Annotated in this window: 12 protein-coding genes; 6 read left to right on the top strand and 6 right to left on the bottom strand. The window is 73.9% G+C overall.

Annotated features, from left to right (window positions below):
• Nucleotides 1-2: 2 nt before the first annotated feature.
• Both AMK18_RS06280 and AMK18_RS06275 read right to left on the bottom strand, forming a co-directional pair.
• Nucleotides 3-2,075, bottom strand: a complete 2,073-nt coding sequence (locus AMK18_RS06280; RefSeq protein ID WP_073861960.1) for an HYR domain-containing protein — start codon at nt 2,073-2,075, stop codon at nt 3-5.
• Between the two features lie 155 nt (nt 2,076-2,230).
• Nucleotides 2,231-2,857, bottom strand: a complete 627-nt coding sequence (locus AMK18_RS06275) for a helix-turn-helix transcriptional regulator (protein WP_073861959.1) — start codon at nt 2,855-2,857, stop codon at nt 2,231-2,233.
• 207 nt (nt 2,858-3,064) lie between these two features.
• Here AMK18_RS06275 and AMK18_RS06270 point away from each other — a divergent pair, with 207 nt between their 5' ends.
• Nucleotides 3,065-4,396, top strand: a complete 1,332-nt coding sequence (locus AMK18_RS06270; protein ID WP_018099800.1) for a COG1470 family protein — start codon at nt 3,065-3,067, stop codon at nt 4,394-4,396.
• 28 nt (nt 4,397-4,424) lie between these two features.
• On the opposite strand, the gene AMK18_RS06265 is transcribed toward AMK18_RS06270, so the two are convergent.
• Nucleotides 4,425-5,270, bottom strand: a complete 846-nt coding sequence (locus AMK18_RS06265) for an eCIS core domain-containing protein (RefSeq protein WP_073862305.1) — start codon at nt 5,268-5,270, stop codon at nt 4,425-4,427.
• A 226-nt stretch (nt 5,271-5,496) separates the two neighbouring features.
• Between AMK18_RS06265 and AMK18_RS06260 the strand changes: the two genes are divergently transcribed.
• Both AMK18_RS06260 and AMK18_RS06255 read left to right on the top strand, forming a co-directional pair.
• Nucleotides 5,497-5,907 (top strand): VOC family protein, encoded by a 411-nt coding sequence (locus AMK18_RS06260; RefSeq protein WP_073862304.1) that lies wholly within the window; start codon nt 5,497-5,499, stop codon nt 5,905-5,907.
• Nucleotides 5,908-5,989: 82 nt separating this feature from the next.
• Nucleotides 5,990-7,099: an NAD-dependent epimerase/dehydratase family protein gene (locus tag AMK18_RS06255; RefSeq protein ID WP_073861958.1), complete on the top strand. Its 1,110-nt coding sequence runs from the start codon at nt 5,990-5,992 to the stop codon at nt 7,097-7,099.
• On the opposite strand, the gene AMK18_RS06250 is transcribed toward AMK18_RS06255, so the two are convergent.
• Nucleotides 7,056-8,162, bottom strand: a complete 1,107-nt coding sequence (locus AMK18_RS06250) for a sensor histidine kinase (protein ID WP_018099804.1) — start codon at nt 8,160-8,162, stop codon at nt 7,056-7,058. The genes AMK18_RS06255 and AMK18_RS06250 overlap by 44 nt on opposite strands.
• Nucleotides 8,159-8,950: a response regulator transcription factor gene (locus AMK18_RS06245; protein ID WP_018099805.1), complete on the bottom strand. Its 792-nt coding sequence runs from the start codon at nt 8,948-8,950 to the stop codon at nt 8,159-8,161. Before AMK18_RS06245 ends, AMK18_RS06250 begins: the two co-directional genes overlap by 4 nt.
• A gap of 124 nt (nt 8,951-9,074) precedes the next feature.
• Here AMK18_RS06245 and AMK18_RS06240 point away from each other — a divergent pair, with 124 nt between their 5' ends.
• From AMK18_RS06240 to AMK18_RS06230, 3 genes are read left to right on the top strand one after another with little or no spacing between them, the layout of a single operon-like run.
• Nucleotides 9,075-9,779: a glycosyltransferase family 2 protein gene (locus AMK18_RS06240; protein WP_073861957.1), complete on the top strand. Its 705-nt coding sequence runs from the start codon at nt 9,075-9,077 to the stop codon at nt 9,777-9,779.
• Nucleotides 9,776-10,444, top strand: coding sequence for a TIGR04282 family arsenosugar biosynthesis glycosyltransferase (locus tag AMK18_RS06235; protein ID WP_198956944.1), 669 nt, complete (start codon nt 9,776-9,778; stop codon nt 10,442-10,444). Before AMK18_RS06240 ends, AMK18_RS06235 begins: the two co-directional genes overlap by 4 nt.
• Nucleotides 10,441-11,244: a class I SAM-dependent DNA methyltransferase gene (locus AMK18_RS06230; protein WP_073861955.1), complete on the top strand. Its 804-nt coding sequence runs from the start codon at nt 10,441-10,443 to the stop codon at nt 11,242-11,244. Before AMK18_RS06235 ends, AMK18_RS06230 begins: the two co-directional genes overlap by 4 nt.
• A 645-nt stretch (nt 11,245-11,889) precedes the next feature.
• Here AMK18_RS06230 and AMK18_RS06225 read toward each other — a convergent pair.
• Complete coding sequence (locus tag AMK18_RS06225) at nt 11,890-13,191, bottom strand: molybdopterin-dependent oxidoreductase (protein WP_079199232.1); 1,302 nt, start codon at nt 13,189-13,191, stop codon at nt 11,890-11,892.
• Nucleotides 13,192-13,220: the final 29 nt, after the last annotated feature.

The raw sequence follows: 13,220 nt of genomic DNA, 5'->3' as shown, positions 1-13,220 counted from the left end.
TCTCACGTACGGCCCTTGAAGTCCGGTGGCTGAAGGTTGCGCTGGACGACCAGGACGGGTTTCTGGAGCCGGGGAAGCCCGGTGATGTCCGCGCGCAGGACGCGGGGGCCGAGGGTGTCCTTGCGCAGCACCAGCACCTGGACCTCGAAGGTGCCGTCGCGGCCCACGCGTACGCCGGTGCGGTCCGCGGTGATGCCGGTGTTCCAGGTCAGGCGTACGGTCTCGCCCGGCGGGTAGTCCTTGCCGCGCGCCACGACGGGCTGGCCGGGTTTGGCGACCTGCGGGGTGACGGTGAGGGAGGGCTTGAGGACGCGCAGCCGTTCCGTGTCCTGGTTGTTGACGGGGTGCAGTTCGCCCAGATTGCCGCTCACGGTGGCGCGCACGTCCCCGGTGATCGGTTCACGGTAGGTGCCGGTCTGCGTCACCTCGATCCGGCCGCCGGGCGGGATGGTGCAGGGGGCGGCGGCCGTGCAGCGGCCGAGGGAGGTCAGCGTGCGGCCCTTCGTGCTGCCGGGCTTCGGCCAGCTCGTGGCGAGGACGACGTCCCTGGCGGTGTCGGGGCCCGCGTTGGTCACGGTGAACCGGGCGTGGGTCTGTCGGCCGATGTAGGTACGGGCGGGGCTGAGGTCGGTCGTGACGGCGATGTCCGTCGCGGGTGGCGGGGGCAGCGGCGCCGGGGGCGCGGGCAGCACCTGGAACTCGGCGGTGTCGGTGGCGGTGTTGCCCGCCGAGTCGGTGGCGGTGCAGGTGACCGTGGTGAAGCCGATCGGGAAGAGGGAGCCGGACGCGGGGGTGCAGGTGACGGGGAGGCGGCCGTCGTGGGCGTCCTTGGCGGTCGCCCAGTAGCTGATCCTCGTACCGTCCGCGTCGTCCGCCCGGGCGATGCGGTCGTCCACGGTGACGATCGGGGCGTCGACGTCGTTCACGTCGATGGTGATCTTCTGCTGGAAGTCGGGGTCGGGCGCGGCCGTGGGGGCGAGTCGGTCCGTGCCCGGGATCTGCGGGCCGAGCAGGAACTGGACGGTGCAGGTGAGCCGGGCGCCCTGCGGGGCGTCGGCCGCGACGTCGATGGTCTCGGCGAAGTGGGCGGTCTCGCCGCTGGTCACCCGGCGGGTGGGCGGGTCGAGCGCGACGGTGAGGTAGGGACTGCAGCCGCTGAGCTGGTAGCCGACGGACGTGGGGAGGTTGTCCATGCCGTCGACGATGGCCTGGGCCACCTGGTCACCCTGGATGCCCTCCAGGAGCCGGCCCTGGGTGGCTTCGATGATGCGGGTGGCCTGGTCCGGGTCGGTCGGCGGGTTCTCGACCTGGTCGGGGTAGTCGGGGTTGTGCGCGTTGCCGGTTCCGTTGAGCCCGTCGCCGAGAGCGCTGTCCACATCGACGCCGACGACCCGTACGCCCTTGTCCTGGAGGGCGAAGATCGTGTCGTCGATGGTGTGGCCTGCGCTCGGTGAGTGGCTGGACGCGTCGCTGACCAGCACGATCACCGGGTTGGAGCCCTCGCGGAAGACCGTCTCGCCACCGGCTCCGTTGGCGATCTGCCAGAGTCCGTTGATCCAGTCCTCGGAGGGGCCCATGCTGTAGGCGCCCCGGTCCGTCGTCAGCGCGTCGACGCCGTCCTGCACCTTGCCGAGATCATTCGTCAGTCCCTGCAGGACCTCGAACTCCCCTCCCGTGGGGTCGAATTGCTGGTCCCCGAAGGTGGCGACGGCGAAGCGCGACTCGGGCTGCGCGGCAAGGACCTTCTCGGTGATGGCCGGCAGGTTCTGCTGCACGTCCGCGATGGGCTTCTCCATGCTCCCCGTACCGTCCACCAGCAGGACGACCTCGGGCTTCGGCGGGATCGCCGGCGTACGCACCGACTTGTCGACACTGGTCGAGCCGCCCGGGTCGAGCGCCTCGTGCACGGTCGCCGGGGTGACCCACGGGTCCGGGGGGACGGGCACGGCGGGCGCGGCACCGGCCGGGCCCGGCCCCGGGACGAACGCGGTGGCCAGCAGGAGCAGGGCGAGCGCCGCCGAACGGCGCGCGCCGGCCGGTCCGGGTGGGCGTCCAGCCGGCCGAATCCACCGCACAGCTTCTCTCCCCCGCACCCGGACCTCCCACCGAAGAACAGCGCCCACACGGTCCCCCGCGCACGCCGCGCGCACAGCGGGAAGTCAGGCTTTTCGGCGGGTAGCGTCCGCTGCCCTTTGGGGCAGCCGCCCGGGCCGTGTGGCGCCGGGCCGCGTCAGATCAGGCCCTGGCGCATCGCGTACGCCACGGCGTGGGACCGGTTGCGCAGTTGCAGCCGGGTCATGACGGAGTGCAGGACGTTCTTGATGGTGCGTTCGGAGTAGGCGAGCTTCGTGGCGATGTCGGCGGTGTCGTAGCCCTCGGCGACGAGGCGGAGGACGTCCACCTCGCGGGCAGCGAGCCCGGTGAAGTGCAGACCGCGTGGTGCGAGGACCTGTCCCTGGAGCCGGCCGACCTCCGCGAGGAGTCGGCCGAGCAGGTCGGACGGGAGGTGCCCCTCACCCCGGGCGACCGTCTCGATGACGTGCACCAGGTGCTCGGGGGTGGACTCGGCCCGCCTGATGACCCCGACGACCCCGCATTCCGCGGCGCTCACCAGCTTCTGTTCGTCGATGTCCGTGGTGACGAGCACGGCGTGGCAGTCGGTGGTCCGCTGGATGTGGCGCAGAGTCGTCAGCACGTCCTCTTCCACGGCGTCCACGACCATGACGACGACATCGGGCCAGGGCCCCTCCTCACTCCAGTCCACGACGTTCACTTCGGGCCGCGCCCTCAACTGGCTGGCCACTCCGGCTTGCGAGATCGGATCCTGGGCCCGTAACGCGACAGTGGTGCGCTCCATGTGTGCTCCCCCTGTGTGACGGCCGGAAGCACATCTGGCACACGCCTCGCAGCCGTGTTCGTGCGCCTCATTGGTGAGGAGGCGGACAGAAGATGCCCTCGTTCATTGAGGAGGAAACCAATTTGCTTGGGCGGGGCACCGAATGTGCCCGAAAGTGTTCCTTCGCGGCCGATGTGCGACCTGGGCGGCGACCTTACGGTCCGCCGTATGAGTCTCACGGCAAGCCTCGACGCGTCCACCGTCAGCGCCGCACCGGGCGCCGAGACGGCTGTCCCCCTTCAGGTCCGCAACTCCGGTCGGACCGTCGAGGAGTACCGCTTCGAGGTGGTCGGCGCGTGCGCCGCCTGGGCGGCGGTGGAGCCGGCCGTGCTGTCGCTCTACCCGGGCGACTCGGGCACCGTATCGCTCATGCTGCGGCCGCCCCGCGACGCGACGGTACCGGCGGGCGAGACGCCGTTCGGGGTCCGGGTGGTGCCGACCGGCGAGCAGGGCGAGACGGTGGTGCCCGAGGGCCGGGTGACCGTGCTGCCGTTCACCGAGACGACGGCCGAGCTGGTCCCGCGCGGTTCGCACGGCGCGCTCGCCGGACGCCATCAGCTGGCGGTCGACAACCGGGGCAACACCCCGGTCACGGTGCGCCTCGGCGCCCAGCCCGGTACCGAGCGGGCCCGGGTCGTGTTCGCCGCACCGGAGCTCCAAGTGGCTCCCGGAAAGGCGGAGTTCGCGAAGCTGCGGGTGCGTCCCGTCAAGCGGATGTGGCGCGGCACACCGGTCACGCACCCCTTCCAGGTGTTCGCCGCGACCCAGGTGGCCGAGGGGCAGGACCCGGTGGAGCCGGTCCTCGTGGACGGCAGTTACGAGCAGGAGCCGCTGCTCCCCCGCTGGCTGCCCCGCGCCCTGATCACCGCGGCGGTCCTGGTGCTCGCGCTGGTCGGCCTCTGGTACGCGCTGCTGCGCCCGGCCGTGAAGTCGGCGGCGCGGGAGGCGGTCACCCCGGAGGCGGTGCGGTCCGCCGCCGCGGCCGACAAGAGCAAGGCGCCGGAGCAGGGCGGCTCGGGCGGTTCCGGAGCGGGCGGGGGCGACTCCGCCGGGAGCGGATCGGGCGGGGGCGGAGAGTCGAAGCCCACGCCGAGCCCGAGCCCGTCGGCGGCGGCCGACGCGGGAGCGGCGACACCGACGAGTGCGCAGGTCAGGGTGCAGGACGCGCTGGGCGGCGGGACGAACACGGGGACGGCGCTCACCGTGCCGGCCGGGAAGGCGTTCCAGCTGACCGACATCGTGGTCCAGAACCCGCAGGGCGACGCCGGGACGCTGGTCGTCTCGGCGGGCCGGGAGACCCGGGTGCTGAGCCTGGGTCTGGAGAACTTCCGGGACTCCGACTACCACTTCGTGACGCCGATCGTGGTCCCGGCGGGGGGCAAGGTCACCATGACGATCGACTGCCGCAAGGTGGGCAAGCCGGTGGGTGCGCAGGCGCCGGCGCGGTGCGCCGAGTCGATGTTCCTGGGCGGCACCATGCGGGACGCCGACGGCGGCTGACGAGGCGCCAAGCTCCTTCGGCGGCACGTCAGGCCGGCGGGGCCTCCTCTTCCTCCTCCGGGCCCTGCTCCTCCGCACGCTGGACGAACGAGCCCTGGACGTCGGCCGGTTGCTCGTCCTCGTCCTCCGTGGCCGCCCGCTGGACGGCGGGCGCTGCGGCAGACGGTGCGGCACCGGGCGCCGCCTGGGGCGCCGGGGCCGGGTCGGAGAGCACCCGGTCGGCGTTGGCGACGGCCTCGCGCTCGAAGCGGTCGGAGGGGTCGCTGACCCGGATGCCGCCGGGCGCCTCGGTGCCTTCGACGGGCCCGCTGCGCTGCTGGATGACGTGGGTCAGCTCGTGCGCCAGCGTCGTACGGCCCTGGGGCGAGGAGGGATCGTAGGCGTCGCGCTGGAAGACGACGTTGTTGCCGACGGTGTACGCGTGCGCGCCGACGCCTTTCGCCGACTCGTGCGCGGCCGAGTCGTTGTGGATCCGTACGTCGGAGAAGTCGGCGCCCATCCGGTGCTCCAGGTCGGCCCGGGTGTCGGTGTCGAGGGGGGTGCCGCCGCCGGAGGAGATGACGTCGTGCACGGGCGAGCGCGGCTCCGCCTCCTCGGCCTGCTCCGGGGCCGCTGCCCGGGCACGCTGGATCACGGGGCCGAGCGCGGCGTTGCCGACGGTGCGCTGGAGGACGCCCATGCCGGAGGTGCCCACGACGTCGGTCCGGCCGGTGGCGGCGGCCCGGAAGAGGTGGTGCGCGTCGGAGGTGGCAGGGGCCTCGGCGGGCGCGTCGTGCGGGACGTCGACCGACAACCGCTCGTGGTCCTCCCCGGTCTCCGGGGGCTTCACATGGTGCTCGTGCTCGTGGTCGTGGTCCTGTGCGTTCACCGTCATCTCCCCTGACCGCATCGGGGGCGGCCGCGGCGGACCGCCCGCTCCTGCCGGTCCTCCACCCTGGGGGCGGCTCCGCTGCCCCGTCCAGCCCGGCCCTGTCCGGTGCGGGGCACGGCGGGGTGCCTCTTCGGGCAGCGGGGCGGTCCGGAAGGCCGCCGGGCCGGAGTCGGGGAACCGGTCAGGATTCGAGAAGCGCGGCGGTGGCCCGCTGCCTAGCATGATCTTCATGGACATCACCATTCACACCAGCTTCCTCCCGCACGACGACCCGGAGGAGTCCGTCGCCTTCTACCGCGACACGCTCGGCTTCGAGGTCCGCAATGACGTCGGCCAGGGCAAGATGCGCTGGATCACCGTCGGCCCGAAGGACCAGCCGAGCACGTCGATCCTGCTGGCGCCCCCGGCCGCGGACCCCGGCATCACCGACGACGAGCGCCGCACCATCACGGAGATGATGGCCAAGGGCACGTACGGCTGGATCCTGCTCGCCACCCACGACCTGGACGCCACCTTCGAGAAGGTGCAGGCCGGTGACGCGGAGGTGGTCCAGGAGCCGACGGAGCAGCCGTACGGCATCCGCGACTGCGCGTTCCGCGACCCGGCGGGCAACCTCGTCCGCATCCAGGAACTCCGCTAGCCCACGGCCGAAGGCTTACGGTCCCGTGACGTGCCGCTTCCAAAGCACGTGACGGGGCCGTGCGCGTCCTAGCGTGGCCCGCATGCGCGTACTTGTCACCGGCGGCGCCGGGTTCATCGGTTCGGAGATCGTCCGCGGTCTCACCTCGGCCGGGCACGAGGCGGTGGTGCTCGACGCACTGCTCGCCTCGGCGCACGGCCCCTCCGTACACCGGCCGGCCGGGGGTGACGACGGGCGGCTGATCGTCGGGGACGTACGGGACCGCACGGTGGTGGACCGTGCGCTGCACGGCGTCGACGCGGTGTGCCACCAGGCGGCGATGGTCGGCCTGGGCAAGGACTTCGCGGACGCCCCGGAGTACGTGGGGTGCAACGACCTGGGCACCGCCGTCCTGCTCGCCGCGATGGCGGAGGCCGGGGTGCGGAGCCTGGTGCTCGCCGGGTCGATGGTCGTGTACGGGGAGGGCCGTTACGCGTGTCCGCGTCACGGCACCGTCCGTCCGGGCCCCCGGGACCCGGCCGACCTGGCGGCGGGCCTGTTCGAGCCGCGCTGCCCGGACTGCGGGGAGGCGCTGGTTCCCGGGCTCGTCGGGGAGGACGCGCCGGCGGACCCGCGCAATGTATACGCGGCGACCAAGCTCGCGCAGGAGCACCTGGCCTCGTCCTGGGCGCGGGCGACGGGCGGGCGCGCGGTCGCGCTGCGGTACCACAATGTGTACGGGCCCGGGATGCCCCGGGACACGCCGTACGCGGGGGTCGCGTCGTTCTTCCGGTCGGCGCTGGCCCGGGGCGAGGCGCCGCGCGTCTTCGAGGACGGCGGACAGCGGCGCGACTTCGTCCATGTACGCGATGTGGCCGCCGCGAACACGGTGGCGCTGGAGGCCGTCGGTGCCCGCGGTCCCGGGAGCTTCGCGGCGTACAACACCGGCAGCGGCGAGCCGCACACGATCGGCGAGATGGCCGGGGCGCTCGCGGCGGCCCACGGAGGTCCGGCGCCGGTGGTGACCGGCGAGTTCCGGCTCGGGGACGTACGCCATGTGACGGCGGACTCGCGGCGGCTGCGCGAGGAGCTGGGCTGGCGGCCGCGGGTGGGGTTCGCCGAGGGCATGGCCGACTTCGCGGCGGCGCCGCTGCGGGAGGCCCTCGTGCTCACGCCGGGGGCAGGGTCACCTCGAAGCAGCAGCCGCCGGTGACGTTGCGGACCTCGGCCCGTCCGGCGTGGGCCTCGACGATGCCCCGCACGATGGCGAGCCCGAGGCCCGCCCCTGCCGGTGGTGTACGGGCATGGCTGCCGCGCCAGCCGGTGTCGAAGACCCTCGGCAGGTCCTCCTCCGGGATGCCGCCGCAGCCGTCGGTCACCGAGAGGACGACCCCGTCCGGCGCGCGGTGGGCCGCGACGGCGACGGTGCCGTCGGCGGGCGTCCGGCGGATCGCGTTGATCAGGAGGTTGCCGAGGACGCGGCTCATCTCCTTGCCGTCCACCTCCACGGGCACCTCCTCGATCCGTCCGCCGACCAGCCGCACCCCGTGCTCGCGGGCGAGCGGGTCCGCTCCGGCGAGGGCGTCGCCCACCAGGTCGTAGACGGAGACGCGGGTGGGGGTCAGCGCGAGGGAGCCCGCGTGGATGCGGGAGAGCTCGAAGAGGTCGCCGACCATGTCGTTCATCCGCTCGACCTCGGTCCGGATCTGGCGCAGGTAGCGCGGCGAGTCGACGGCCATGCCGTCCTCCAGCGCCTCGGACATGGCGCGCAGTCCGGCGAGGGGGGTGCGCAGGTCGTGCGAGATCCAGGCGACGAGTTCGCGCCGCGAGGTCTCCAGGGCGCGTTCCCGCATCCGCGAGCTGTCCAGCTTGGCGCTGGTGGCGGCGAGTTCGCGGGTGAGGGCGGCGAGTTCGGCGGTGGCCGGGGCCTCGGGCGCGGCAAAGGTGCCGCCGTCGCCGAAGGAGCGGGCGGCGAGGGTCAGTTCGCGGCTGCGGGCGGCGACCCAGCGGCCGAGCAGCATCGCCGTGACGAGGGAGACGACGGCGGCCATGGCGACGACGGTCGTCACCACGGTCAGGTCGTGCGGTGACAGGAACATCGCCCAGGCGACGGCCAGGGTCCCGGCGAGCATCGCGGTGACGGCCACGGTGGCCACGATGCTCAGGGAGACGACGAGCGAGCGGTGCCGCGTGAGCCGCAGCGCGAACGCCCCGAGCAGCCCCGCGGCGGCTGCGCCGAGGAAGGCGAAGAGGGCGATGAGGAGCGTGTCGGTCATGACGCGGCTCCGGCGTCCGGGGCGGGGGCGTCTCCGGCGGGCAGGTCGAGGCGGTAGCCGACGCCCCAGACCGTACGGATCAGCTCCGGGTGGGCCGGGTCGGCCTCGACCTTCCCGCGCAGCCGCCGCACATGCACGGTGACGGTGGACAGGTCCCCGAAGTCCCAGCCCCAGACCTCGCGCATCAGCTCCTCCCGGGTGAAGACCCGGCCCGGGTGGCGCAGGAGGAAGGCGAGCAGGTCGAACTCGCGGAGCGTGAGGGACAGCCGCCCGCCCCGGCAGGTCGCGCTCCGGGCCGCCGGGTCGAGCACGAGACCCGCGCCCTCCAGCAGCCGGGGCTGTCCGGCGGGGACCGCCGCCGCCCTGGCGCGCCGCAGCACGGAGTCGACCCGCAGGACGAGCTCGCGCGGGCTGAACGGCTTGGTGACGTAGTCGTCCGCGCCGGTTTCGAGGCCGAGGATGCGGTCGTCCTCGTCGCCGCGCGCGGTGAGCATGATGACGGGTACCGGCCCCCCGGCCCGCATCCGGCGGCAGACCTCGAAGCCGTCCATGCCGGGCAGCATGAGGTCGAGGACGGCCAGGTCCGGCCGGCGGGCCGCGTACAGCGCGAGAGCGGCCGGTCCGTCCGCCGCCCGGGCGACGTCGTAGCCCGCCCCGGTCAGGTATCCCGCGACGACTTCGGCGACGGTCGGGTCGTCGTCCACGACGAGGACGTGGCCGCGCGCCGGGGCTGCGGAGGGCGCCTCGCCCGCGGGGTCGGGTGGCGGGGTGTCCGGGGTCGTCTGCATGGAACCACCCTGGCACCCGGGGCGGCGCAGCCGGAAACGCGGGCGGGCCGGTGACGGGCGACGTCCATGTTTCGTAAGAATCCAAAGCCCGAAATGCCGGTTTTCGCTCCGTAGGGTGAGCCGGGTGATCCTTCCTTCCGATGACTCAGGCCCCCGCGCCGACATCGTCCTCCCCTGTCTTGACGAGGCCGCGGCCCTGCCCGGCGTGCTGGCCCGGGTGCCCCGGGGCTGGCGGGCGATCGTGGTGGACAACGGCTCGACCGACGGCTCCGCCGATGTGGCCCGTGCGCTGGGCGCGACCGTGGTGCACGAGCCCCGACGCGGTTTCGGCTCGGCCTGCCATGCCGGGCTGCTCGCCAGTGAGGCGGAGTTCGTCTGCTTCTGCGACTGCGACGGCTCGCTGGACCCCGCCCTCCTCGCAGGCTTCGTCCGCCGGGTGGCCGACGGCGAGTGCGATCTGCTGCTCGGGCGGCGGCGCCCCCAGGAGCGCGGCGCCTGGCCGGCGCACGCGCGGGCGGGCAACGCCGCGCTGTCCCGGATGCTGCAACGCCGGACCGGGCTGCGGCTGCGCGATCTGGGCCCCATGCGCGCCGGACGCCGCGCGGATCTGCTGGCGCTCGGGCTCACGGACCGGCGCAGCGGCTATCCGTTGCAGATGGTGGTGCGGGCGGCCGACGCGGGGCTGCGGGTGGCCGAGACGGACGTGCCGTACCTCGCGCGTACCGGGAAGTCGAAGGTGACCGGTACCTGGCTGGGCACCTGGCACGCGGTCCGCGACATGCGCGCCGTACTGGCCGAGCCGCCGGTCCCGGCGGGGGTGCCCCAGTGAGCGCGGGAACGCCCGGCCCCGGGCCGGCCGGTGCGACGACCTTGCTGGTCATCGCCAAGGAGCCGCTGCCCGGGCGGGTCAAGACCCGGCTCACCCCGCCCTTCTCCCCCGCCGAGGCCGCGCGCCTCGCGGAGGCGGCGCTCGCCGACACCCTGCACACCGTCCTGGCCCTGCCGGCCGCCCGGCGCGCCGTCGTCCTGGCGGGGGCGCCGGGACCGTGGCTGCCACCGGGCATCGAGGTCGTGGAGCAGGGGACGGGCGGGCTGGACGAGCGGCTGGCCGCTGCGTTCGGGGCGTGCACCGGACCGACCCTGCTGATCGGGATGGACACCCCCCAGATCACGGCGGCCGATCTGGCCCCCGCGCTGGCCCCCGGGGCCTGGGAGGGGTGCGATGCCTGGTTCGGCCCGGCGGAGGACGGCGGATTCTGGGCGCTGGGCCTGGCGGAGCCGGACCCCGGGCTGCTGCTCGGGGTGCCGATGTCCGTGCCGGAGACGGGTGCGGTGCAGCGGCGCCGACTGGTCGACGCCGGGCTGACCGTGCGGGACCTGCCCCGGCTGCGGGACGTCGACACGGCGGCCGACGCGGCGGAGGTCGCCGCGCTCGCGCCGGACGGGCGGTTCGCCGCCGAGCTCGGCCGGACGCGCCGGACGGCCGTCCGATGAGCCGCGCCGACCGGGGGCCGAACGTGCTGGTCGGCCGTCCGGACGCCGACGCGTGGGGCACCGACCCGTACGCCAACGCCCTGCGCAACGGGCATGGGCCGCTGTTCCTGCGCCGTACGGACGGCTGGCTGCTGCCGCTCGACGTCGAGCGCTGGTGCGCCGGGGCCGACGCGGCGGACCTGTCGGCGCTGCGCCGCTGCGAGGGACCGGTCCTGGACGTCGGGTGCGGGCCCGGCCGCCTGGTCGCCGCACTGGCGTCGCGCGGCCACCGCGCCCTCGGCATCGACGTCAGCGAGGCGGCGGTCGCCCGGACGGTCCGGCTCGGCGGGTACGCCCTGCGCCGGTCCGTGTTCGACCCGCTGCCCGGCGAGGGCCGCTGGGGCACCGTGCTGCTCGCCGACGGCAACATCGGGATCGGCGGCGACCCGGAAAGGCTGCTGCGCCGGGCGGCGGAACTCCTCGCGCCCGGCGGCCTCCTCATCGCCGAGACCGTGCCGCACGACCTGGACGAGCGGGTCCGGGTGCGGCTGGACGACGGACGCGCCCCGGAGGGAAGCGCGGCGGACGGGCTCTTCCCGTGGGCGCGGCTCGGCTCCTCCGCCCTGCTCGGGTACGCCCGCCCGCACGGGCTGCGGTCCGACGGTCAGTGGGAGGCGGACGGCCGCGCCTTCGTCGCCCTGCGGCGGAGCCGCAGCGTCCGGACCGCCCACCAGAGCGCCGACAGCAGGAACAGCGCGGCCGTGGTCAGCAGCCAGTTCCCCAGGAACACATCGGGGGACAGCCCGCTCGCGGGCTCGTAGCGCCTGGGCCGGGCGATCAGCGGGAACCACATGAGCAGCAGCAGCCCGGACAGGAAGGCCGGCACCCGTACGTAATTGACGGAGGCCGGCCTTCGCCGTCCGAGGCCCCGGCGCAGCGCCAGGTCCACGGCCGCGTACAGGGGTACGAGTACCAGGTCGTGGATCAGGGCCGCGCCCACGAACCACAGGGTGACGCCGAGCCAGTCGCCGGCGAGCAGGCGTACGCCCGCGTATCCGGCGAGCGCGAAGGAGGCGGCCAGGAGTACAAGGTGCAGGGGCCCCGCTCCGTAGCGGCGGCGCAGGAAGGCACGGGGGCCGGTGGTGTTCACCGAAGGCCTCCGAGCATGCTTTGGCCTTCGGGGCGGGGAGGAATCGAACTCCTGCGGAGCAAGGCGGGGGACGGAGTTTCGCCCTCAGGGCGGAGGACAGCCCGAATGACCGGGTAGGCCGCCTGACGTGCGGTGCGAGAACCAAGCTCCGTACGCGTGCTGATCGAGAACCAAGACGGCACATGCACCTCCAAGTTGTGCTCTACCAAACCGGGCAGGTTCCGTCCCGGCTGGTGACGATCGTGGAAGACCTGTCGGATCGCTGACCCGCAGGCGGCGTGAGCCAGGAATCCCCCAGCTTCAGCGGGGGGAGGATTCAAAGTTCTCCGAAGGTCAGCCGGGCCACCCATTTGGTGTTGAGCACCCCGGGGGCGGCGGGGACGATGATCCGGGCCGGGTATCCGTGGTCGGGCGACAGGTCTTCGCCGTTGACCTGCAGCGCCAGCAGTGAGCGCGGGTCGCGCACCTGGTTGTCCCGGAGCGCCGCCCGGCGGAAGGGGCCGCTGCGCTGAAGGGACTCCACCAGCACCCCGGGCGGCCGGTCCGGGTACCCGGCGAGGGCCGCCAGGTCGCTCAGCCGTACGCCGCGCCACCACTGGTCCGAGGTGGACCAGCCCTCCACGCAGGCGATGGGCAGGGCCGCGCTGTGCTGTTCCATGGCCAGCAGCTGTTCCCGGCTGAACCGCAGGTCGCCCGCCGGGCCGCTGACGGTGAGCCACCAGCCCTCGCCGGTGTCGGCGGTGGTGATCCCGACGGCGGCGGCGGTCTTGTTGATCTGGAAGCCGTTGGGGCCGGATCCCGGTTCGGCCGCGCCGCGCGGGGTGAGCACGGCGAGGCGGCGCAGGGGCCCGTCGAAGCTCCGGCCCACCGAGGTGACCAGCAGGAGCAGGGAGCCCGCGCCGACCATGGCGAGGGCGCCGCGCCGGGACAGGGTCGGCGAGGCAGGGGCGGGCGACTCCAGCACGTCGCCGGCGACCGGCCCGTTGAGCCCGCCCGACCGCAGGACCCGTACGGCCTGCGGGGTGCGCAGTCCGGCGTGGGCGAGGAAGGCGGCGAAGAACACCCATGCCCCGTAGAAGTGCAGCGGGTAGAAGGAGCCGGGGAACAGGTACTCCAGCTGGATGTTGAGCAGTCCGGTCACGAACTCGAAGAGCGCCCCGCCCACCAGCAGGAGCAGCGAGATCCGTTCCAGCGCGTGGGCGAGGGACCGGGCCGGGGGAAGGGTGAAGAGCCGGGGCACCACGGACCAGAGCTTGGCCAGCAGGACGGGAACGAGGACGATCCCGAGGGTGACGTGGAGTCCCTGCGTCAGCCGGTAGAGCCAGTGCGGCGAGGTGGGCCAGGGGAAGAGGTAGAAGCCGAGCAGCCCCTTGTCCGGCGTCTTGTCGTTGACCGGGGCGAGATCCGGGTTGTACGCGGCGTACGACAGCAGGCCGGTCACGAAGAGCAGCGTGATCCCGGCGAGCAGGACGAGCCCGAGCACGGCGGTGAACGGCACGCCGCGCACGGGGCTGCGCCAGAAGCCGGGCGCCGACGGCAGCCGCTGGAGGAGCGCGGCGGCGCGGGGCCGGGAGGAAACCAAGGAGGATGTCGGAGTCTTCCGACGGCTGTCGCCCATGGGCCCGACGCTATGCCCGTGGCCTGCGC

The sequence above is a fragment of the Streptomyces sp. CB01249 genome, assembly GCF_001905735.1.
Classification (GTDB): domain Bacteria; phylum Actinomycetota; class Actinomycetes; order Streptomycetales; family Streptomycetaceae; genus Streptomyces.
Note: the sequence above shows the minus strand (reverse complement) of the source record. Positions and strands in the feature narration are given on the sequence as shown.